This is a genomic window from Pseudomonas sp. 22072, assembly GCF_052046095.1.
GTDB lineage: Bacteria > Pseudomonadota > Gammaproteobacteria > Pseudomonadales > Pseudomonadaceae > Aquipseudomonas > Aquipseudomonas paracarnis.
Genome location: NZ_JBQEQE010000044.1, coordinates 1 through 22,482, shown reverse-complemented (window position 1 = coordinate 22,482; position 22,482 = coordinate 1). Strand labels below are relative to the sequence as shown.

General features: G+C 58.2%; 18 protein-coding genes and 2 rRNA genes. 6 read left to right on the top strand and 14 right to left on the bottom strand.

From position 1 onward, the window contains the following. Positions 1-51: 51 nt before the first annotated feature. From ACTJLA_RS25775 to ACTJLA_RS25765, 3 genes are read right to left on the bottom strand one after another with little or no spacing between them, the layout of a single operon-like run. Complete coding sequence (locus ACTJLA_RS25775; protein WP_314546707.1) at positions 52-1,398, bottom strand: ATP-binding protein; 1,347 nt, start codon at positions 1,396-1,398, stop codon at positions 52-54. Then, positions 1,395-2,072: a response regulator gene (locus ACTJLA_RS25770; RefSeq protein WP_003193559.1), complete on the bottom strand. Its 678-nt coding sequence runs from the start codon at positions 2,070-2,072 to the stop codon at positions 1,395-1,397. The genes ACTJLA_RS25775 and ACTJLA_RS25770 overlap by 4 nt, the downstream gene beginning before the upstream one ends. A gap of 18 nt (positions 2,073-2,090) precedes the next feature. Continuing rightward, on the bottom strand, positions 2,091-2,399 hold the full coding sequence (locus tag ACTJLA_RS25765; RefSeq protein WP_003193560.1) for a hypothetical protein: 309 nt from the start codon (positions 2,397-2,399) through the stop codon (positions 2,091-2,093). Positions 2,400-2,537: 138 nt separating this feature from the next. On the opposite strand from ACTJLA_RS25765, the gene ACTJLA_RS25760 reads away from it, so the two are divergent. Continuing rightward, positions 2,538-3,257, top strand: a complete 720-nt coding sequence (locus ACTJLA_RS25760) for a 4'-phosphopantetheinyl transferase family protein (protein WP_314546703.1) — start codon at positions 2,538-2,540, stop codon at positions 3,255-3,257. Positions 3,258-3,336: 79 nt separating this feature from the next. Here the strand turns inward: ACTJLA_RS25760 and ACTJLA_RS25755 are convergent, their stop codons facing one another. Beyond that, a complete protein-coding gene (locus ACTJLA_RS25755; protein WP_198791671.1) occupies positions 3,337-4,947 on the bottom strand; it encodes an ATP-binding protein in 1,611 nt (536 codons plus the stop codon). Further along, the gene (locus ACTJLA_RS25750) at positions 4,944-5,669 is read right to left on the bottom strand and encodes a response regulator (RefSeq protein WP_014719576.1); all 726 of its coding nucleotides are present in this window, start codon (positions 5,667-5,669) and stop codon (positions 4,944-4,946) included. The genes ACTJLA_RS25755 and ACTJLA_RS25750 overlap by 4 nt, the downstream gene beginning before the upstream one ends. An 845-nt stretch (positions 5,670-6,514) precedes the next feature. On the opposite strand from ACTJLA_RS25750, the gene ACTJLA_RS25745 reads away from it, so the two are divergent. After that, a complete protein-coding gene (locus ACTJLA_RS25745) occupies positions 6,515-9,409 on the top strand; it encodes a ribonucleoside-diphosphate reductase subunit alpha (protein ID WP_032879843.1) in 2,895 nt (964 codons plus the stop codon). 257 nt (positions 9,410-9,666) lie between these two features. Here ACTJLA_RS25745 and flgE read toward each other — a convergent pair whose 3' ends face one another. The 6 genes from flgE to ACTJLA_RS25715 all read right to left on the bottom strand — a co-directional run bounded on the left by flgE (position 9,667) and on the right by ACTJLA_RS25715 (position 14,722). Further along, positions 9,667-10,983, bottom strand: a complete 1,317-nt coding sequence (flgE, locus tag ACTJLA_RS25740; protein ID WP_054922158.1) for a flagellar hook protein FlgE — start codon at positions 10,981-10,983, stop codon at positions 9,667-9,669. A gap of 30 nt (positions 10,984-11,013) precedes the next feature. Then, on the bottom strand, positions 11,014-11,733 hold the full coding sequence (gene flgD, locus ACTJLA_RS25735) for a flagellar hook assembly protein FlgD (RefSeq protein ID WP_034128455.1): 720 nt from the start codon (positions 11,731-11,733) through the stop codon (positions 11,014-11,016). Positions 11,734-11,749: 16 nt separating this feature from the next. Beyond that, positions 11,750-12,193 (bottom strand): flagellar basal body rod protein FlgC, encoded by a 444-nt coding sequence (flgC, locus tag ACTJLA_RS25730; RefSeq protein ID WP_032895649.1) that lies wholly within the window; start codon positions 12,191-12,193, stop codon positions 11,750-11,752. 3 nt (positions 12,194-12,196) lie between these two features. After that, positions 12,197-12,604: a flagellar basal body rod protein FlgB gene (flgB, locus tag ACTJLA_RS25725; RefSeq protein ID WP_034120825.1), complete on the bottom strand. Its 408-nt coding sequence runs from the start codon at positions 12,602-12,604 to the stop codon at positions 12,197-12,199. A gap of 315 nt (positions 12,605-12,919) precedes the next feature. Further along, on the bottom strand, positions 12,920-13,747 hold the full coding sequence (gene cheR / locus ACTJLA_RS25720) for a protein-glutamate O-methyltransferase CheR (RefSeq protein ID WP_014719581.1): 828 nt from the start codon (positions 13,745-13,747) through the stop codon (positions 12,920-12,922). Between the two features lie 42 nt (positions 13,748-13,789). After that, positions 13,790-14,722: a chemotaxis protein CheV gene (locus tag ACTJLA_RS25715; protein ID WP_034128456.1), complete on the bottom strand. Its 933-nt coding sequence runs from the start codon at positions 14,720-14,722 to the stop codon at positions 13,790-13,792. 74 nt (positions 14,723-14,796) lie between these two features. On the opposite strand from ACTJLA_RS25715, the gene flgA reads away from it, so the two are divergent. The 4 genes from flgA to ACTJLA_RS25695 all read left to right on the top strand — a co-directional run bounded on the left by flgA (position 14,797) and on the right by ACTJLA_RS25695 (position 17,391). Beyond that, positions 14,797-15,561 (top strand): flagellar basal body P-ring formation chaperone FlgA, encoded by a 765-nt coding sequence (gene flgA / locus ACTJLA_RS25710; RefSeq protein WP_057976403.1) that lies wholly within the window; start codon positions 14,797-14,799, stop codon positions 15,559-15,561. Between the two features lie 141 nt (positions 15,562-15,702). Beyond that, positions 15,703-16,026, top strand: coding sequence for a flagellar biosynthesis anti-sigma factor FlgM (flgM, locus tag ACTJLA_RS25705; RefSeq protein ID WP_054897918.1), 324 nt, complete (start codon positions 15,703-15,705; stop codon positions 16,024-16,026). 48 nt (positions 16,027-16,074) lie between these two features. Further along, positions 16,075-16,545 carry a flagella synthesis protein FlgN gene (locus ACTJLA_RS25700; protein ID WP_034128459.1) on the top strand — a complete coding sequence of 157 codons (471 nt, stop codon included), beginning with the start codon at positions 16,075-16,077 and terminating at the stop codon, positions 16,543-16,545. A gap of 96 nt (positions 16,546-16,641) precedes the next feature. Then, complete coding sequence (locus ACTJLA_RS25695) at positions 16,642-17,391, top strand: flagellar brake protein (protein ID WP_034128460.1); 750 nt, start codon at positions 16,642-16,644, stop codon at positions 17,389-17,391. A 60-nt stretch (positions 17,392-17,451) separates the two neighbouring features. Here the strand turns inward: ACTJLA_RS25695 and ACTJLA_RS25690 are convergent, their stop codons facing one another. From ACTJLA_RS25690 to ACTJLA_RS25680, 3 genes are all read right to left on the bottom strand, one after another. Continuing rightward, positions 17,452-18,825, bottom strand: coding sequence for an MFS transporter (locus ACTJLA_RS25690; RefSeq protein ID WP_259284625.1), 1,374 nt, complete (start codon positions 18,823-18,825; stop codon positions 17,452-17,454). 334 nt (positions 18,826-19,159) lie between these two features. Beyond that, positions 19,160-19,275, bottom strand: a 5S ribosomal RNA gene (rrf, locus tag ACTJLA_RS25685). A 151-nt stretch (positions 19,276-19,426) separates the two neighbouring features. After that, positions 19,427-22,318 (bottom strand): 23S ribosomal RNA (locus ACTJLA_RS25680). Positions 22,319-22,482 lie beyond the last annotated feature (164 nt).

The window sequence follows — 22,482 nt, the reverse complement described above, 5'->3', positions numbered from 1 at the left end:
TCACACATCAAAATTTGGGAGCTGGCTTGCCTGCGATGAGGCCAGTGCAGATCACAAGGCAGGAAAGTGAATCCTGAACGCCGCCCCACCCAACGCTGAATCCCCCAACGTCAACCGCGCGTGATAGCTTTCGATGATGTCCTTGACCACCGCCAGCCCGATCCCCTGCCCCGGGTGCTGGCGATCTAGCCGTTCGCCGCGCTGCAGGATCCGTGCACGCTGGTCCGGTGGTACGCCGGGGCCGTCGTCTTCGATACACAGCTCAATGCCATCGAGGTTTTCCATCAGGCTGATACGCACTTGCTTGAGACACAGGCGGTAGGCGTTTTCCAGCAGGTTGCCGAGCATTTCGAGCAACGCGCCCTTCTCGATGGGCACTTCGCAGGCCTGCGGTAAATCGAAGGTCACGGTGACCCGCTTGTCGCGGTAAACTTTTTCCAATGTATCGCACAGGCTTTGCACCACCGGTTCCAGGCGGACCTGGTGGCGCACCAGGCCACTTTTACGCAGGCTGGCACGCTGCAGTTGGTAACCGATCTGCTGGCTCATGCGTTCGATTTGCGATTGCAGCACCCACGCCTGGCTACGTTCTTCAGGCCGCTGGGCCATGTCTTCGCTCACGCCCTGCAACACCGCCAGTGGCGTTTTCAGGCTGTGAGCCAAGTCATCAAGAGAATCGCGGTAGCGCGCACGCTGTTCGCGCTCGCTGTGCAGCAAGCGGTTCAGGGAGCCGGTCAGGCGCAGCAGTTCGCGGGGGTGTTCTTCGCTGAGGCTTTCGCGGGTGCCGCCTTCGATCTGGTCGAGTTCATGGCTCAGGCGTCGCAGGGCTTGCAGGCCCCAGGTCAGGCCCAGCCACAACAGCGTCAACAACACCAGCAAGGCCGCGCCGAACCCGAGGTAGAGGTTCTCGCGCAGGCCTTCGAGGGTCAGTTGGTATTCGCGTACCGGCTGCAGGGCGACAATGCTGAACGCCGCGCTCTTGCCTCCCAGCAGCCGGACCTCGACGTCATACACGAAAAATTCCTGGCCATTGGCCTCGCGAATGCGCGCAAACTCGTTGCCGCGCCCGTCGTAGCGCGGTTTGTAGTTGATGTTTTCTTCCTGGGTCGCCCGCGAGCGCCATACCAGATGGCCTTCCCGGTCGTAGATATAGCCCAGCAGCCGACTGTCGGTGAGGTTGAAACGCTCATCGGGCAACTGCGCCGGCATCAGCAGGCGGTTATTGTCGACCCGCGCCGCAGATATCAGGGTGGTCACATCCGACGCCAGGCGCTGTTCGATGGAATCCTGCAACGCCAGGCTGAACGCGCCTTGCATGGCCGGCAACAGGCCGAGCATAAACAGCACGGCCAGGGTGGCGGCCGCCAGCATCAGGCGCACACGTAGCGAACGAATCAACGGCAGCGCTCATTGAACAGGTAGCCCAGGCCACGCACGGTGTCGATCGGCTTGAACCCGGCCGGGCCTTCCAGCTTGCGGCGCAGGCGGCCGACCAGCACTTCGATCACGTTTGGATCGCGCTCGTCGTCATCCGGGTACAGTTGCTCCATCAAACGGTCTTTGGCGACCACTTGTTGATGATGACGCATCAAGTATTCGAGGATCCGATACTCGTAGGCGGTCAGCGCCAAGGGTTGCTCGTCCAGGGAGGCTTGCTTGCGGTTGAGGTCCAGCAGCAGCGGCCCGGCAACGATAGTCGACTGGGTAAAACCGCTGGAGCGGCGCAGCAAGGCGTTCATGCGTGCCTCCAGCTCTTCGAACTGGAACGGCTTGACCACGTAGTCGTCGGCCCCGGCCGCCAAGCCTTCAACCTTGTCCTGCCAGTTGCCGCGGGCGGTGAGGATCAGGATCGGGAAGGTCTTGGTCTGGGTGCGCAACTGGCGAATCAGGTCCAGGCCGCCCATACCGGGCAGGCCAAGGTCGATGATCGCCAGGTCATGGTTGAATTGGCCGGTCTGGTACAGGGCTTCTTCGGCATTGGCCACGGCTTCGACCACATGCCCGCTGTCGGTCAGGCGGGTAAACAGGTGATGACGCAGCAGCGCCTCATCTTCCACCACCAGCAATTTCATAAGGTTCTCCACTGCAATTCAACTAGCCGACAGGGGGATATCATAGCGGCCCTGCAGCTCTTGGGGGCGCAGTTTTATGCCATTGTAGTGGCCAGTCAGGTGCGCGTAGCCGCTGCGATAGTCGGGTTGCGCAGGGGTAGCGCCCAGGGCCTGGCCCCACGGCGCGGCCTGGGTGCCGGCGTCTTCGAAGCTGACACGATGGATCAGGTTGCTGGATTTCTTGGTTTTCTCGCTGCCAAAGGCCGCAAAGGCGCCATCGGACGCCTGCACGCCGGCAGTGGCGCCAAGCATGGTCAAGGCCAGCATCAGCTTTTTGATCGCAGTCATGGTGGTTACCTCATACGCGTTTGGGCTGTGGGGTCCAGACTACGCAGGCGCCCCTGAACTCCCCCTGAACAGGCTCTGAACCGCAGTTGAACCGCACCGGGCTATCCACTGGCCCGCCAACTCGGCAAAATACCGCGCATGACGCCCCTACCCGCTTGCTGCACCCCACTCGATGATCATTGGCCGTTGTCGGTTTCTTTGCCGGGCACGGTGTTTTTGAGCACGCGATTCGACCCGGCTTTATTGAGCCCGGGCGATTTCCAGCGCTGCGATGTGCCACCGCCGCCCAGCATCCAGCGCTCCGTCGCCAAGCGCCAGGCGGAATTTCTCGCCGGGCGCCTGTGCGCGCGCGAAGCGCTGCAACGACTCGATCATCTGCGCTGCGTCCCGGCCATCGGCGAAGACCGCGCCCCGGTCTGGCCAGGGCATATCAGTGGCTCCATCACCCACAGCACCGGGCACGCTGCGGCGATTGTCGGGCACAAGGCGCAATGGCGCGGGCTGGGCATGGACCTGGAGCATCTGCTGTCACTGGAGCGGGCCGAACGCCTGGCCGGGGAAATCCTGACGGCCGATGAATTACAGCGCATGGCCACCCTGCCCCGTGAGCAACACGCCTTGCTGGTGACGCTGACGTTTTCGGTCAAGGAAAGCCTGTTCAAGGCGCTCTATCCGACCGTGCACAAGCGCTTTTATTTCGAGCATGCCGAGGTGCTGGAGTGGTCAGCGGCTGGGAGGGTGCGGTTGCGGTTGCTGACCGATCTTTCGCAAGAGTGGGGCCATGGCAAAGAGCTGGAAGGGCAGTTTGTGGTGCAAGGGGAGCAGTTGTTGAGCCTGGTGGCTATCAGCGCCTGGTAGGCCACCATCGCGGGCAAGCCCGGCTCCCACATTGGGAACGCATTCACCTGTGGGAGCTGGCTTGCCTACGATAGCGGTTTCAGGGTTTATTCTGATCCCTGGGCCAGCTCAGGCTGAAACACGCCCCACCCAGGTTATTGCTCTTGCTGATCAACGCCCGCCCGCCGTGCCAATAGATAATCCGCCGCACGATCGACAAACCCAGGCCATGCCCGCCAGAGGCGCGGGTACGGCTGTCATCCAAGCGCAGGAACGGCGTGAAGATCCGCTCCCAGGCGCTTTCCGGCACACCAGGGCCGTCGTCTTCCACATCGATGCGACAGCGCACCTGCCCCACCTGATAACTGATCAACACCTGGCCTCTGGCGTGGCGCATGGCGTTACTCACCAGATTTTGCAGGGCACGGTGCAAGTAGCGCGGTTCAGCGTCGACCCAGGCGTCATCCCAATGTGCCGAGGAAAGGCAAATACCCCGGGTGACGGTGACCTGCGGGCGCAATGGCGATAATTCGCCAATCACCTGGTCGAGCAATGCATTAAGGTCCACGCGCTGGAAATTCAGTTCCGGCGCACCCTGTTCCAAGCGGGCATAAGTGAGCATCTCGTCCACCAGGCCATCAAGGTCCTGGATATCGCCATCCATACCCTCCAGGTACTTGCGCCGCGCCTCGGGCGTGGCGGCGTCACCGATCATCTCCAGGCCAAAACGCAGGCGCGCGACCGGAGTGCGCAGCTCGTGGGAGACCGCCCGCACCAGCTCACGCTGAATCGCCAGCAATTGCTGCAGGTGCTCGGCCATGCCATTGAAAGCTGCCGCCAGCCGCCCGACCGAGTCTGCACCGCGAGCGGGTACGCGCACTTCCAGGTTGCCCTTGGCGATACGCGTAGCCGCCGCCTCAAGACCTTTGAGCCGGCGCTCAAGTTGACGCACCAGCAAATAGACGATCAAGCCGATCAAAGTCAGGCCGATCAAGGTGATCAGGATCAGCCATTGCGCCGGGTACGGATTCATCTGGTACAGCGGGCCGATCTCCAGTACCCACGGGGTGCCGACCATGCCGGCAAACACGCGAATCGAATCGCCGCCCTTGCCCAGCGCCATCACCGTATCGCCCTCCGCCACGCGACGACGCTGGTCGTCGTCCATGTCGGCCTGGTCAAGGGCCATCAGGTGCATTTCAAAACCAAAACCCTTGGCGTGTTTGATGTCGGCCAGGCGCTGGGGCTGTTCGGCCACCGGGAAACGCACCAGTTCGTCGGCCAGCAGGTAAATAGTCGCACGGGCCAATTGCTCGCTGATCTGCTGCACTTCGCCGGTGAGCACCAATTGCTCTTGCTCGCTGACCAACCGCAGCACCCGCGCCGCGTGGGGGCCGGTCTGTTCCACCAGGACCTGGCCGCGTTGCAGGCGGTTGCGCTGGCCCAAGTCCAATTGCGCATCGGTGAACGTGCGCAACTCCAGCGGGATGCCCAGCAAGCGCTCCCACACCGCCAAGGCGCGCTGCCGTTCAATGGTGCTCATGGGTTGCAGGTTATCGCCCATCAACGCAAAGGTGCCGTGGGCCAGGCGCTCACGGTACTGGCCGCTGCGCACGTCATTAAGCAGGTGCAGTGCCAGGGCGCCGAGCAACGCCACCAGGATCAGCGCCGCGCACATGCCGCCGTAGATGCGCAGGAAGATCGAGTTCACAGCGGCATATCGGCAGCAGCTTCGGGGACGAACAGGTAGCCTTTGCTGCGAATTGTCTTGATCAGGCGTGGGTGGATCGGATCGTCGCCGATCTTTGGCCGAATGCGCGAGATACGCACATCAATGGAGCGATCCTGGCCGTCATAACCAATACCGCGCAGAGCTATGAAGATTTCTTCGCGGGACAGAATGCGTCCGGCGTTTGCAACCAGCAGCCACAACAGGTCGAATTCAGCGCTGGTCAGTTCGATGCTGCCCTCATGCAACCAGGCTTCGCGCAAGGCATTGTCCACCACCAACGGACCAAACTGGAGGCGGCGCTGGTTTTCCACTGCAACGGGCAACACCGGTTCGCTGCGGCGCAGCAGCGCCTGGATACGTGCCAGCAACAAACGCGGGCGCACGGGTTTGCACACATAGTCGTCGGCGCCCATGTCCAAGCCCTGCACCTGGTCCATGTCGTCGGTGCGCGCGGTGAGCATCAGGATCACGCCGTCATAGCGCTCGCGCACCTTGCGGCAGATGGTCAGGCCGTCTTCGCCGGGCAGCATCAGGTCGAGGATCACCAGGTCGGGCTGTTCGGCGATGATGCGCGCCGTGGCCTTGGCACCATCGCTTTCCACCGACACACGCAGGCCGTTGCTTTCCAGGTACTCACGGGTCAACTCGGCGAGTCGCTCGTCGTCCTCGACGATCAGTATCTGCCAGGCTTCTTGCTCCATGCATTGTCCTCGTTTTTATAAGAAGTTCTTCTGGCCGACACAATCGAATGTGAAATACGGTCGGTGTGGGAGCTGGCTTGCCTGCGATGNCTGTTGGCGGCTGATCCAACGCCATCGCAGGCAAGCCAGCTCCCACCTATTGATCTTCCGCAGGCATAGCCTGTTTGTCATGTTTTGAAGGCATAACAAAGGCCGATTGTAGCCATGCACCGGCCCTTGAACACAAGCCGGGAAATCCATTCGGTCATGGCGATTTTTTGTGGTAGGGTTCGCGCCCTCAAAATTCCCGCCGGCAGTTTCTACCCGGGAATATTCGGTGACAAACGGTGTAATCCAGTAGTAATGCGGCCTACACGGGTGTTCCATGATTCATACACATTTTACCCACAGCGTTATCCACAGGTAGTGCGTTGCTAAGCCCCCAAAAACGCATTATCTTGTACCTCGGCGCTAAAAAAACCCTACATGTAGGGTTTTCAGCGAAAAGACCAAACACAGATCAGACAAGAAACTCAAGCGCTTTCTTGCTCGCGTTTGGTTGAACCAAAGCATTTTTTGAAAGCCCAAACCGCGCACGCGGATGGCGGCCGTTTTCCAACCCGATTGGCAGAAAACGGTACGGGTGTTGCAGGGCTTGAATGGGGCCACTGTCACCCACCAGGAATACGGCGAAGGGCTCCCCGGCCCCGAACCAAAGACTTCGGCATGGAAGCGGCGCGATGAGCTCCCTTCCTCCTGTCCCGAAGTTGTTATGCCAGGCCCAGGCCTGCTGTAAGTGCTTCAGGACGGAACGGTGGGCACCGTGATGGTGCCCAAATAAATATAGAATGTGGAGACACCCCCTCATGCAAACCGACACAACTCGCGAGAACCCGCAGGGCTCCGTGCCGCAGGCCGCTGATTCGAACCTGGATCTGTCCGCCACTGCACCTGGCCAACTGCGCGTGATCAAGCGTAACGGCACTGTCGTTCCTTATACCGATGACAAAATCACCGTCGCCATCACCAAAGCGTTTCTTGCAGTTGAAGGCGGCACCGCTGCCGCTTCGTCGCGCATCCACGACACCGTTGCACGCCTGACCGAACAGGTCACCGCGACCTTCAAGCGTCGCATGCCATCGGGCGGCACTATCCATATCGAAGAAATCCAGGACCAGGTAGAACTGGCCCTGATGCGTGCCGGCGAGCAAAAAGTGGCCCGCGACTACGTGATCTACCGTGACTCGCGCGCCAAGGAGCGTGCAGTACGTTCTCCGGCCGAAGAAGCCGCCGTACAAGCGCACCCGTCGATCCGCATCACCCTGGCCGACGGCAGCTTCGCACCGCTGGACCTGGGCCGCCTGAACACCATCATCACCGAGGCCTGCGAAGGCCTGGAAGAAGTCGATGGTGACCTGATCCAGCGCGAAACCCTGAAGAACCTGTACGACGGCGTGGCCCTGACCGACGTCAACACCGCCCTGGTGATGACCGCCCGTACCCTGGTCGAGCGTGAGCCGAACTACTCGTTCGTGACCGCCCGCCTGCTGATGGACACCCTGCGTGCCGAAGGCCTGGGCTTCCTGAAAGTCGCCGACAGCGCCACTCACCACGAGATGGCCGACCTGTACGCCAAGGCCCTGCCGGCCTACATCGCCAAAGGTATCGAATTCGAATTGCTGAACCCGATCCTGGCCACCTTCGACCTGGAAAAACTCGGCAAGGCGATCAACCACGAGCGTGACCAGCAGTTCACCTACCTGGGCCTGCAAACCCTGTACGACCGTTACTTCATCCACAAGGACGGCATCCGCTTCGAACTGCCGCAAGTGTTCTTCATGCGCGTGGCCATGGGCCTGGCGATCGAAGAGAAGAACAAAGAAGACCGTGCGATCGAGTTCTACAACCTGCTGTCGTCCTTCGACTACATGTCGTCGACCCCGACCCTGTTCAACGCCGGCACCCTGCGTCCACAGCTGTCGAGCTGCTACCTGACCACCGTGCCGGATGACCTGTCGGGCATCTACCACGCGATCCACGACAACGCCATGTTGTCCAAATTCGCCGGTGGCCTGGGCAACGACTGGACCCCAGTGCGTGCACTGGGCTCGTACATCAAGGGCACCAACGGCAAGTCCCAGGGCGTCGTACCGTTCCTGAAAGTGGTGAACGACACCGCCGTTGCCGTGAACCAGGGTGGCAAGCGCAAAGGCGCTGTATGTGCCTACCTGGAAACCTGGCACATGGACATTGAAGAGTTCATCGAGCTGCGCAAGAACACCGGTGATGACCGTCGTCGTACCCACGACATGAACACCGCCAACTGGATCCCTGACCTGTTCATGAAGCGCGTCTTCGATGACGGCAAGTGGACCCTGTTCTCGCCATCCGAAGTGCCGGACCTGCACGACCTGACCGGCAAGGCCTTCGAAGAGCGCTACGAGTACTACGAAGCCCTCACCGAGTACCCAGGCAAGGTCAAGCTGTTCAAGACCATCCAGGCCAAAGACCTGTGGCGCAAAATGCTGTCCATGCTGTTCGAAACCGGCCACCCATGGTTGACCTTCAAGGACCCATGCAACCTGCGCAGCCCGCAGCAGCACGTGGGCGTGGTCCACAGCTCGAACCTGTGCACCGAGATCACCTTGAACACCAACAAGGACGAGATCGCCGTTTGCAACCTGGGCTCGATCAACCTGCCGAACCACATCGTCAACGGCAAGCTGGACACCGCCAAGCTGGAGCGTACCGTCAACACCGCCGTACGCATGCTCGATAACGTCATCGACATCAACTACTACTCGGTGCCACAGGCGCAGAACTCCAACTTCAAGCACCGTCCGGTTGGCCTGGGGATCATGGGCTTCCAGGACGCGTTGTACCTGCAGCACATCCCTTACGGTTCCGATGCAGCGGTCGAGTTCGCCGACAAGTCCATGGAAGCGGTCAGCTACTACGCGATCCAGGCTTCCTGCGACCTGGCCGACGAGCGCGGCGCCTACGAGACGTTCCAGGGTTCGCTGTGGTCCAAGGGCATCCTGCCGCTGGATTCGCAACAGATCCTGATCGAAGCCCGTGGCCAGAAGTACATCGACGTCGACCTGAACGAAACCCTGGACTGGGCCCCGGTACGTGCCCGTGTGCAGAAGGGTATTCGTAACTCCAACATCATGGCCATCGCACCGACCGCCACCATCGCCAACATCACTGGCGTGTCGCAGTCGATCGAACCGACCTACCAGAACCTGTATGTGAAATCGAACCTGTCGGGCGAATTCACCGTGATCAACCCGTACCTGGTTCGCGATCTGAAGGCCCGTGGCCTGTGGGACTCGGTCATGATCAACGACCTGAAGTACTACGACGGTTCCGTGCAGCAGATCGAGCGCATCCCGCAAGAACTCAAAGAGCTCTACGCGACCGCCTTCGAAGTGGACACCAAGTGGATCGTTGACGCCGCCAGCCGTCGTCAGAAGTGGATCGACCAGGCCCAGTCCCTGAACCTGTACATCGCCGGCGCTTCGGGCAAGAAGCTGGACGTGACCTACCGCATGGCGTGGTACCGTGGCCTGAAAACCACTTACTACCTCCGTGCCCTGGCCGCCACCAGCACCGAGAAGTCGACCATCAACACCGGCAAGCTGAACGCAGTGTCCAGCGGCAACCACGGTGATGACTCGGTACTCGCAGCGCCAGCCGGCCCGGCACCTGTGCCAAAGGCCTGCGCGATTGACGAGCCGGATTGCGAAGCTTGCCAATAAGCTGAACCTGCCCTGGGTTTAACCACCCGAGGCAGAAAAGCCCCCGATACACCTAGGGTGTATCGGGGGCTTTTTCTTGGGCGGGCATAAAGCCCTTGTTGCGGTATTGCTGTTCGGTCAATACCTGGATGGACAGCATGAAGCAGATGCAAATGTGGGAGGGGGCTTGCTCCCGATAGGGTGTCAGTCAATGGATACTTGGCTGATTCACCGCTATCGGGGGCAAGCCCCCTCCCACATTTTAAAGCGCTAACCTATCAGGTCATCTGAATGATGGTCTGCATGATGGTGCTTTGGGTGGAGATGGTCTTGGCGTTCGCCTGGTAGTTGCTCTGGGCCTTGATCAGGTCCACCAGCTCGTTGGTCAAGTTGACGTTGGAGTTCTCCAGGGAACTGGCCTTGATCGACCCCAGAGTGCCAGATTCCGGTGCGTCGTAGCCCGGCTGGCCCGACGCGAAGGTCTCTTTCCAGGTCGTACCGCCGGCGGGCTGCAGGCCCTGCTCGTTGTTGAAGCTGGCCAGGGAAATCTGGCCGATGGCCTTGCTCTGCTGGTTACTGAAGGTGGCGAAGAGCACGCCGCTGCCATCGATCTTCAGGCCGGTGATCTGGCCGGTGGCGTAACCATCTGTGACCGGCGGGTTACGGTAGCTGGCCGAGTTGTACTGGGTGACGGTGCCCATGTTGATGGCGATGCCATCCTTGTTAGCCGTCGCATCGTTAGCTTTCCATACTCCATCGGTCACCGTGCCAGGTACCCAATCCTTGATGGTCAAGGTGTTACCGGCAACACCGCCGGTCACGATGCTCTTGAGGTTACCAGCACCATCGAAGCTCAACGTCGACGGCACAGGCGCCTTCACGTCAGCACCGGTACCGGTAGGAGCCGAACCATCAGGATTGCGGCCATCGATCAAGGTGTAGGCCTGCCACTGGTTGGCATCGGTTTTGACCAAGTACTGCACCATCGGGTGCGCATTACCCTGGGAGTCGTACAAGGTGGTGCTGTATTGCGTGGTGAAGCTTTCGGACTTGGTTGGATCAAACGGGTTCTTGGACTGATCGATCACCGGCGACGAGGAGTTCAGGTTGCTGGAAGAGTCCACCTTGGTAGACGCCTTCGGCGGCAGGTTCGCCAGGTTCAGCTGCAGGTCAACCAGGCCGCCTTTGGTGATTTTGCCATTCTCGTCCGCGGCATAGCCTTGCAGGCGCGAGGTGCCGGTATTGTTGGTGATATAGCCGTCTTTGTCCGCACGGAAAGCACCGCTACGGGTGTATTCCAGCGAACCGTCGCTGCCCTTCTGCACGAAGAAGCCACCACCCTGGATCGCCATGTCGAGGATGCCGCCACTCCCGTTGACGTCGCCCTGGGTGAACTGCTGGGACACCGCCGCCAGATTCACACCGTTGCCGATGCTGTTCTGGCCAGTGCCCAGCTTGGAGGCCGCGTAGATATCCGCGAATTCCGCACGGGATGACTTGAAGCCAGTGGTCGCGACGTTGGCGATGTTGTTGCCGGTCACGTCCAGTTGTTTGTTGGCCGCATAGAGGCCGCTAAGGCCGATGTTAAAAGACATGTTTCTCTCCTCTGCCGTATTTAGCCGGCTCTATGTACCGATAGTCTGAATTTGCGACAGCTTGACGCTGCCCATGCCGCCTGCAAGGTTGAGCAGCATTTCGCCGCCGGTCTTGCTCAGGGTCACGCTGGTGACCGTGGCTGGTAGCGAGGTGGTCAGGGCCACCGCGTCACCTTTGTCGTTCTTGGTGGAGGCATTGAAGGTGTAGGTGCCGGCTGGGGCGACCTCACCCTTGTCGTTCTTGCCGTCCCAGATAAAGCTCTGGCTGCCGGCACTCTGCGCGCCCATATCCACAGTGCGTACGACGTTGCCGTCCTTGTCGGTGATCTTGACGGACACGTTGCCCACCGCCGATGGCACCGCCACTGAACCGTTCATGCTCTTGCTGGTATCCACCATGGCTTTGTCGGTCTGGATAATGATCGACCGCCCCACCAGCGACGAAGCCTGCAGCGCTTGAGAAGAGCTGAAGTTGCTGGAGATGTTGTTCACCGAGTCGTTCAGGGTGTTGATGCCTTCCAGGCTGCTGAACTGGGCAAGCTGGGCCACGAACGCGCCGTTGTCCTGGGGCGACAGCGGGTTCTGGTTTTTCAGCTGGGTCACCAGCAACTGCAGGAATGCGTCCTTGCCCAGCGCCTGGTTACCCGTGGCCGCTTTGGAAACATTCGAGACATTGTTCGACGCGTCCTTGACCTTGGAGTTGAACAGGTCCTGGACAGCCGTGTTGTTTGACGTATCAACGATGGCCATTATTTGGCGCCCCTTATCACTGACCCAGGGTCAGGACCTTCTGCATCATGGTTTTGGCGGTGTTCATCATTTCCGCGTTGGTCTGGAACGAGCGGCTGGCGGAAATCATGTCAGCCATTTCCTCGACCACGTTGACGTTGGGGTAGTAGACGTAACCCTTTTCGTTCGCGGCAGGATGGTTGGGCTCGTAACGGGCCTCCAGGTTGCTCTGGTCTTCGACCACGCCCAACACCTGCACACCGGAGCCGGCTGCGTCCTGATTCTGGAACAGCGACTCGCTGCCGCCTGCCTGGCCACCCTGGAACATGGTGGCGAATACCGGATGGCGGGCGCGATAGGTCTGGTCAATGCTCGAGGAGACGGTCTCGGCGTTGGCGATGTTACTGGCGACGGTGTTCAAACGCGTGGTCTGCGCGCTCATGCCACTGCCGGCAATATTGAAAACACTGGACAGGGACATGGCTTACTCTCCGCGCAGGGCTGACATCAGCCCTTTGAATTTGCTGTTGAGCAGGGTGAAGCTGGCTTGGAAGTTCACCGAGTTTTCGGCGTAGTTCGATTGCTCCAGCTGGGCGTCAACGGTGTTCTGGTCGATCGACGGCTGCATCGGCGTGCGATACAGCAGCGACTCGTCACCATTGCCCAGGCCTTGCGCTTCGATATGACGGCTATTGGTCATGTTCAAGGCGAAGGTGCCGTTCTTGGTCTTGTCCTGTTGTGCGGCGAGCACGGCGGAGAAGTCCAGGTCCCGAGCTTTGTAGTTCGGGGTGTCGGCGTTGGCGATGTTGTTGGCCAGGACTTCGGCACGCTGGGCGCGGAAGCCCAGGGCTTGTTCGTGGATACCGAGCGCTTTATCGAAGCTGATGCTCATGGCGGAAACCTTTAGGCTGACCTGCTGTTCGTTAGCAGGGTTATAGCAAGGTGTATGCCAAACTTGCGAGAGCCCCGTATATCAAGGGTTTCGAAGGGAGTTGCCGGCGACTATGCCAGAAAAGCGGCAAGCGATTTCCGCGTAGTGCCAGTAAAGCGGCAATGGGCAGTTGCCGCTTTACGCCAGCTTGCCGAGAAAACAAATGTGGGAGCTGGCTTGCCTGCGATGGCGGAGTGCCTGCCGACCTATTCGTCGACTGACAAAACGCTATCGCGGGCAAGCCCGGCTCCCACAGTTTTATTGCCTATACCCGGCCTACTTGGCCTGATAGATGATTCCCGGGCTGCACTGCACCATCTGGAAGTGATCCGGCAGGCCGTTCAATGCCTCGGAGGCACCGAGGAACAGATAACCTCCACGCTTGAGCGTGCCATGGATACGCAACAGGATGTCTTTCTTCACTTCAGCGGAGAAATAGATCAGCACGTTGCGGCAAAACACCATGTCGAACTTGCCCAGGCTGGCATAGCTGTCGAGCAGGTTGAACGAGCGGAATTCGACGCGGTTCTTGATCGGCGCCTTGATCGCCCAACGCCCCGCCCCTTTGGGATCGAAGTAACGTTGAAGGCGCTCCTGGGACAAGCCTCGGCCCAACGCCAGGCTGTCGTACTCACCGGTCTTGCAGTTGGTGAGCATAGTGCCGGACAAGTCCGTGGCCACAATTTGCGCGCCGGCTTTCAACTGGCCCATGTTGGTCCGCTCGAACTCGTCGATGGACATCGAGATCGAGTACGGCTCCTGCCCCGAGGAACAGGCCGCCGACCAGATACGCAGGCGCTGGCCCGGGCTGGCCTTGATGGCTTCCGGCAAGACTTTGTTCTTGAGCACTTCAAAGGGATAGGTATCGCGAAACCACAAGGTTTCGTTGGTAGTCATGGCATCGACCACCATTTCCTTGAGCCCACTGCGCGGCTGCCCCTGGATCCGCTGGACCAACTCACCCAGGGACTTGATGCCCTGCTGTTCCATCAGCTTGTTGAGACGGCTGGATACCAGGTACTGCTTGTTTTCACCGAGCAATATGCCACAGGCTTTTTCCAGGAAGACCCGGAACTGTTCGAAATCCAAATTACCCGTAGACAATGATGCCGCCTCTTAAATCGTGTGACCGCCAGGGGAAATCCCCTAGCCGTGATCTGCTGCCTTGATCCGGTCGACTACCCGGGATGCGAGGTCATCAGGACGGAACTTGGCCAGAAAGTCATCCGCACCGACCTTCTTGACCATTGCCTGATTGAATACCCCCGACAACGAAGTATGCAGGATGATATGCAACTTTTGCATGCGTGGATCGTTACGTATTTCGGCCGTGAGCGTGTAGCCATCCATTTCCGGCATCTCGATGTCAGAGATCATCATCAAGAATTCTTCTTCAGGCCTCTTGCCTTCGTCTGCCAGCTTGCGCAGGTAATCCAAGGCCTGGCGGCCATCATTGAGCGCTACCACCTCAACCCCGACCGTTTGCAGGCAACGCGTGACCTGCTTGCGCGCCACAGAAGAGTCGTCCACGGTCAACACACGCAGCGAAACCGCCTTGTGTGCCGTTTCGGCATCCACCACCCCGACGGAGATGGTTTCCGAGGTGGGGGCCACTTCGGCGAGGATCTTCTCCACGTCGATGATTTCCACCAACTGGTTATCGACCCGCGTCACGGCCGTCAGGTAGTGATCGCGCCCCGTGCCCTTGGGCGGCGGATGGATCTCTTCCCAGTTCATATTGACGATGCGCTCCACCGAGCGCACCAGGAAACCCTGGGTCTTGGTGTTGTATTCGGTGATGATCACGAAGGGGTTCTGGCGGTCTTGCAAACCCGCGGCCCCCGTGGCCATGGCCAGGTCAAGAATCGGAATGGTCGCGCCACGGATGTTGGCCACGCCGCACACCACCGGACTGGACTTGGGCATGATCGTCAACTTGGGACATTGCAGCACTTCACGCACTTTAAACACGTTGATGCCATACAACTGTTTGCCATCCAGGCGGAAAAGCAACAACTCCAGGCGATTCTGCCCTACCAGCTGTGTGCGCTGGTTTACTGAATCCATTACACCTGCCATGCCCAGACTCCTAAATCCTAGGGGTACGACGCGTACCCAACACTAAACGGCACGAGCTTTGCTATTTACTGAGTATGGATATTAAAACGACAGTTTCCCGACACCCTGGCCGCTCACGCTACCGTAGACTGCTCTGCGCCGCGATGGCACTGCTTGTCTCGAGCCTGGGCGCCACGGCCCGTGCCGACAACGTCACCCTGCCTGATCTACTTATCGGCGTCACCCAAGGCTTTCTTGAGTTCACTGTAGAAGATTATCTGGCGACTACCCAGACGCCGGGGCGTTATGAAATTCAGGTCAACCAGTTGGACCCTCGATTGCGCATGCCAATGTGCGACAAGGAATTGACAGCCACTCTGGAAAGCCCCGCCCAGCCCATCGGTCGTGTGACCGTAAAGGTACGCTGTGAGGGCGCCTCGCCCTGGACGGTTTTCGTACCAGCTCAGGTCAAGCTGTATCGCGATGTGGTGGTAGTGGCGCGACCGTTGAAGCGCACGGGCATCATCGGCTACGACGACGTGGCGTTGCGCGAGCGGGATATCAGCTTGATCAACCAGGGCTACCTGACGTCGCTGGAACAGGCCGTCGGGCAGAAACTCACGCGGCCAGTGGTCACCGACCAAGTCCTCACGCTGGTTCATCTGGAACAGGCCGAGGTGATTCGCAAGGGTGACCAGGTGGTAATTTCCGCCAGCAGCGGCGGCCTGAACGTCAGGATGCCGGGCGAGGCGCTGTCAAATGGCGGCATGAGCGAACAGATCCGCGTCAAGAACCTCAACTCCAATCGCGTGATCAAGGCGCGGGTCACGGCACCAGGCCAGGTCGAGGTGGCGCTATAGATGACTGGAATCAAATGCCAGCTTTTCCTACACTGTGTGCTGGATATTGAGCCGTACAGGTTTATTGTCAATCGAGCCTAAAGTTTGCCCGGGTATGGCCGAAAACATGGCAAGCGTCCAAATACCCAGAGGTTTTTCAACATGGTCATTGATTTCAGTCGTTTGAATAACACCCCGGCCTTGCCCGGCAATACGCGCACCGCCGGTGCCAAGGACAGCGTAGAGGCCAAGCCGCAGCCCTTGCCTGCCAAAGCAGAACAGGCCGCCGCCAGCCAGAGTGGGGAATCGGTACACCTGAGCAATGAGGCTCAACAGTTGCAGAAGGTCACTGACTCGCTGCGCGATCAACCCGTCGTCAATAAAGCCCGCGTGGCCGAGTTGAAACAGGCTATCGCCGATGGCAGCTATAAAGTCGACAGCAACCGTGTAGCCAGCAAGCTGCTCAACTTCGAAGCCGAGCGCTAGGCAAACGCCTGCGCTGGGCTTTTGGACGCTTAAAACCCAAGGCCAGCCATGCACCACGACGAACATTTGCTCCAACTGATCATTGATGATCTGGCGCCGACGCAACAATTGCTCGAGCTGCTCAAGGAAGAATCACTGGCCTTGTACGGCCGGGATATGCCCTTGCTGGAAGAAATCCTGGCGCGCAAACAGTCCCTGATTGTCTTGCTCGAACAGCACGGCAAAAAACGCAGCGAGATTCTGATCAGCCTGGGCCTGCCCGCCGATCATGATGGCCTGGCACAACTGGCCAGCCACTCCTCAGTCGGCGATCAACTGCTGGCACAAAGCAAAGAACTCAATCATTTGCTCGCCCAGTGCCAGGAAGCCAACCTGCTCAACGGCCAGTCGATCCAGCTTCAGCAAGCCACCACCGCCAATCAGTTGCGCATACTGCACGGCGGAGAGCCTCCGGCCCTGTATAACGCCCAAGGCTCCACCTCACGCCTGATCAAACCAAGCACCCGCAGCCAAGCCTGACGCCGGTTTACAGCGCGACCTATCCAAGGCGCGCTACATACTGGCAAAATGCCGGTTCTTGCGTGTAGTCGTATTTTGCCTGGAGATGGAAGAACCGTGTTCAACGCCCTTAATGCGGAAGATGCACCGCAGCCACCCAAGGTGCTCACCACGCCTCTGGAAATCGCCAGCACGTTGCGGATGCTGCAAGAAAGCCATGACCCGCTGATCATCACCTTCCACGAACGTAGCCAGCGCTTCCAGAGCTACCTGGTGGACATCGACCGGGACAGCAAGACGCTGGTACTGGACGAAATGATTCCCCGCGACGGTGAACGCTATCTTGAGAATGGCGAAGCCTTCCGTATCGAAGGCTTCCATGAGGGCGTGCGGGTTGCCTGGGAAAGCAACGGCACCTTGACCATCAGCGAGAAAGGCGGCCACCGCATCTACAGCGGCAGCCTGCCCGGCGAAGTGGTTTACCACCAAAGACGCAATGCCTTCCGCGCCGCACTGAAACTCGCGCAATTGGTGGATATTCAGTTAGGTGGCGAGAAGCTCAAGGCCCCTGTCAGCGGTAAGCTGTTGGATATCTCGGCAACCGGCTGCAAATTGCGCTTTGAAGGCGACATCTCTGAGCGTCTGCAGTTAGGCCAGGTCTATGATCGCTTTATCGCCGCCCTGCCCTTCGGCAGCATGTCCACCTCCGTGGAACTGCGCTATCTACACTTCGAAGACAAGATCAACACCACCTTTGCCGGCGTGCGCTTTCATAACATGAGTGGCTTGGTGCAGCGACAAGTGGAACGCTTTGTCTACCAATTACAGCGTGAAGCTCGGCGCTTCGATAAAGACGACGATCTTTAAGCGTTAGACGCTGAGATAAAAAAACGGGCAGATCCTGATGGGATCTGCCCGTTTTTTCGTTCAGGGGCGTGCCCTGCTCAAGTCATGGGGATGTTCGTCCGGGTCTGGTGGCTCGTGCGGCTCTTCGCTCGTCGGCTCATCGGTTTCAGGGGCAGGCTCTGGCTCGGGCACAGTGACTTGCATCTGATCCTGTACCACCTGCTCATCCACCCGCGGGTCAAGGGCAGCCACCAAAGGCGAACTGGACATGCTGTCGGGCATCGCCACGTGATGCAGCGGCGCGTCATCGACCTGATGCAGGTTGGTCACCGCCTTGGGGCGAATGCGCCACACCAGGATCAATGCACACAGGCTGAAAAACGCATAGAGCATCTGGCTGCCGAATAGCTTCATTACCACACCGGCCAACAGCGGCCCCACGCTGGCGCCGATCCCGTAGGTCACCAGCAACATGGCCGTCAGCGATACCCGACGATCGCCTTCCACATGGTCGTTGGAAAAGGCCACTGCCAAAGGGTAAAGGCAGAACTGCACCAGCGAACAGAAGAAGCCTGCCACGAACAACACTTTCAGCGGAACCTGCGTCATGATTGCCAACGGCAAGGCCGTCACCGCCAGGCACAAGGCGAAGCAGCGAATCAGCAGCGCGCGGTCATAGCGGTCCGACAACCAGCCCAGTGGCCACTGCACGACCAATCCAGCAAAAATGCAGCTACCCATGAACAGGCCGACTTGCTCGGTCGTCAGGCCCTGCTGAGAGGCGTACAGTGGTGCCAAGCCGTAGAACGAACCGACGATCAACCCAGCGCCCAACACGGTGCTGAGCGACTGCGGCACACGCTTGATAAAGAAACGCGGCTCCATCGGGGCCGGGTGCAGTGGGGCCGGGTGAATGCGTCGAGTCATTGCCACCGGGACCAGGCACAGCGCAAAGCACAACGCCACGAGCATCAACAGCTCAAGCCCAAGATGGGGATGCATGACCAGGATCAGTTGGCCCAGCACCAACCCAAGGTAGGACGCAATCATGTAGCCGCTGAACACCACACCGCGCTGCTTGGCATCCGCCTGCTCGTTGAGCCAACTCTCGATGACCATGTACTGGCACATCATCCCCAGGCCCACGATCATCCGCAGCACGATCCAGGCTGGCAGCCAATCAATCAAACCGTGCCCCAGCACCGCTGCACCGACGATGCCCGCGCAGGTGGCGTAGGCGCGAATATGCCCGACCCGGGCGATGAGGCGGTGTCCGAGCTTGCCGCCCAGCACCAAGCCAAAATAGTTGGCGGCCATCAGCGCACCGACCCACAGGCTGTCGACATTGTCTGCTGCCAGACGCAAAGCCAGATAAGTACTAAGTAGGCCGGAGCCGATCAGCATCATCAAAGAGGCGAAATAAAGGGCTCGAAAAGATTTCCAGATCTGGCGCATCGGCGTTCCGAGCGGCTCCTTGCGGTGAGGGGTAGGGCTATCAGCATGATAGTCCGGGGCGGTTGGATCCGGACAGGCAGCAGGGCCTGTTCCCGGCGATTATTTTGTTTCACAGCTCAGACGCTACGTGGGTGTCTGCGAGGTACATAACCGTGGAGATAAATACATGGCGCACCACCTGTGAACCTTGATAACACGCAAGGTTCGACTGGTATTCGGGTATCTGTACAAAAGGTTTCAATGGAACGCTATGCAGGCTTTGGAAGTTGGCGTGCTTTTAGAGCGCCCAAAACAAAACCCCAACTGCTTTCGCAATTGGGGTTTCGGAATTTAATCTTGACGATGACCTACTCTCACATGGGGAAACCCCACACTACCATCGGCGATGCATCGTTTCACTGCTGAGTTCGGGATGGGATCAGGTGGTTCCAATGCTCTATGGTCGTCAAGAAATTCGGGTACTGAGTCGTGGCCAGCTGGCCTCGCTTCAGCAAATTGGGTATGTGATAGATCGTGGTGTTTTGTGAGCGTCGAACTTTCGGTTCATTGCGTCTTCACACACCGCAATCTGGCCTTTCGACTCAAATTGCTTGGGTGTTATATGGTCAAGCCTCACGGGCAATTAGTATTGGTTAGCTCAACGCCTCACAGCGCTTACACACCCAACCTATCAACGTCGTAGTCTTCGACGGCCCTTCAGGGAACTCAAGGTTCCAGTGAGATCTCATCTTGAGGCTAGTTTCCCGCTTAGATGCTTTCAGCGGTTATCTATTCCGAACATAGCTACCCGGCAATGCCACTGGCGTGACAACCGGAACACCAGAGGTTCGTCCACTCCGGTCCTCTCGTACTAGGAGCAGCCCCTCTCAAATCTCAAACGTCCACGGCAGATAGGGACCGAACTGTCTCACGACGTTCTAAACCCAGCTCGCGTACCACTTTAAATGGCGAACAGCCATACCCTTGGGACCGGCTTCAGCCCCAGGATGTGATGAGCCGACATCGAGGTGCCAAACACCGCCGTCGATATGAACTCTTGGGCGGTATCAGCCTGTTATCCCCGGAGTACCTTTTATCCGTTGAGCGATGGCCCTTCCATACAGAACCACCGGATCACTAAGACCTACTTTCGTACCTGCTCGACGTGTCTGTCTCGCAGTCAAGCGCGCTTTTGCCTTTATACTCTACGACCGATTTCCGACCGGTCTGAGCGCACCTTCGTACTCCTCCGTTACTCTTTAGGAGGAGACCGCCCCAGTCAAACTACCCACCATACACTGTCCTCGATCCGGATAACGGACCTGAGTTAGAACCTCAAAGTTGCCAGGGTGGTATTTCAAGGATGGCTCCACGCAGACTGGCGTCCACGCTTCAAAGCCTCCCACCTATCCTACACAAGCAAATTCAAAGTCCAGTGCAAAGCTATAGTAAAGGTTCACGGGGTCTTTCCGTCTAGCCGCGGATACACTGCATCTTCACAGCGATTTCAATTTCACTGAGTCTCGGGTGGAGACAGCGCCGCCATCGTTACGCCATTCGTGCAGGTCGGAACTTACCCGACAAGGAATTTCGCTACCTTAGGACCGTTATAGTTACGGCCGCCGTTTACCGGGGCTTCGATCAAGAGCTTCGCGTTAGCTAACCCCATCAATTAACCTTCCGGCACCGGGCAGGCGTCACACCCTATACGTCCACTTTCGTGTTTGCAGAGTGCTGTGTTTTTAATAAACAGTCGCAGCGGCCTGGTATCTTCGACCGGCATGAGCTTACGGAGCAAGTCCTTCACCCTCACCGGCGCACCTTCTCCCGAAGTTACGGTGCCATTTTGCCTAGTTCCTTCACCCGAGTTCTCTCAAGCGCCTTGGTATTCTCTACCCAACCACCTGTGTCGGTTTGGGGTACGGTTCCTGGTTACCTGAAGCTTAGAAGCTTTTCTTGGAAGCATGGCATCAACCACTTCGTTACCTAAAAGGTAACTCGTCATCAGCTCTCGGCCTTGAAATCCCGGATTTACCTAAGATTCCAGCCTACCACCTTAAACTTGGACAACCAACGCCAAGCTGGCCTAGCCTTCTCCGTCCCTCCATCGCAATAACCAGAAGTACAGGAATATTAACCTGTTTTCCATCGACTACGCTTTTCAGCCTCGCCTTAGGGACCGACTAACCCTGCGTCGATTAACGTTGCGCAGGAAACCTTGGTCTTTCGGCGTGGGTGTTTTTCACACCCATTATCGTTACTCATGTCAGCATTCGCACTTCTGATACCTCCAGCAAGCTTCTCAACTCACCTTCACAGGCTTACAGAACGCTCCTCTACCGCATCACTTACGTGATACCCGTAGCTTCGGTGTATGGTTTGAGCCCCGTTACATCTTCCGCGCAGGCCGACTCGACTAGTGAGCTATTACGCTTTCTTTAAAGGGTGGCTGCTTCTAAGCCAACCTCCTAGCTGTCTAAGCCTTCCCACATCGTTTCCCACTTAACCATAACTTTGGGACCTTAGCTGACGGTCTGGGTTGTTTCCCTTTTCACGACGGACGTTAGCACCCGCCGTGTGTCTCCCATGCTCGGCACTTGTAGGTATTCGGAGTTTGCATCGGTTTGGTAAGTCGGGATGACCCCCTAGCCGAAACAGTGCTCTACCCCCTACAGTGATACATGAGGCGCTACCTAAATAGCTTTCGAGGAGAACCAGCTATCTCCGAGCTTGATTAGCCTTTCACTCCGATCCACAGGTCATCCGCTAACTTTTCAACGGTAGTCGGTTCGGTCCTCCAGTTAGTGTTACCCAACCTTCAACCTGCCCATGGATAGATCGCCCGGTTTCGGGTCTATTCCCAGCGACTAGACGCCCTATTAAGACTCGCTTTCGCTACGCCTCCCCTATTCGGTTAAGCTCGCCACTGAAAATAAGTCGCTGACCCATTATACAAAAGGTACGCAGTCACCCAACAAAGTGGGCTCCCACTGCTTGTACGCATACGGTTTCAGGATCTATTTCACTCCCCTCTCCGGGGTTCTTTTCGCCTTTCCCTCACGGTACTAGTTCACTATCGGTCAGTCAGTAGTATTTAGCCTTGGAGGATGGTCCCCCCATATTCAGACAAAGTTTCTCGTGCTCCGTCCTACTCGATTTCATGACTAAGAGATTTTCGCGTACAGGGCTATCACCCACTATGGCCGCACTTTCCAGAGCGTTCCGCTAATCTCAAAGCCACTTAAGGGCTAGTCCCCGTTCGCTCGCCACTACTAAGGGAATCTCGGTTGATTTCTTTTCCTCAGGGTACTTAGATGTTTCAGTTCCCCTGGTTCGCTTCTTGCACCTATGTATTCAGTACAAGATAACCATCTTATGATGGCTGGGTTCCCCCATTCAGACATCTCCGGATCAAAGTCTGTTTGCCGACTCCCCGAAGCTTTTCGCAGGCTACCACGTCTTTCATCGCCTCTGACTGCCAAGGCATCCACCGTATGCGCTTCTTCACTTGACCATATAACCCCAAGCAATCTGGTTATACTGTGAAGACGACATTCGCCGAAAATTCGAATTTCTCAATTAAGAGAACTCACAAATTTTACCTTAGCCTGATCCGTTACCAGTGAAAGTAACGTTCAGTCTATCTTTCTATCACATACCCAAATTTTTAAAGAACGA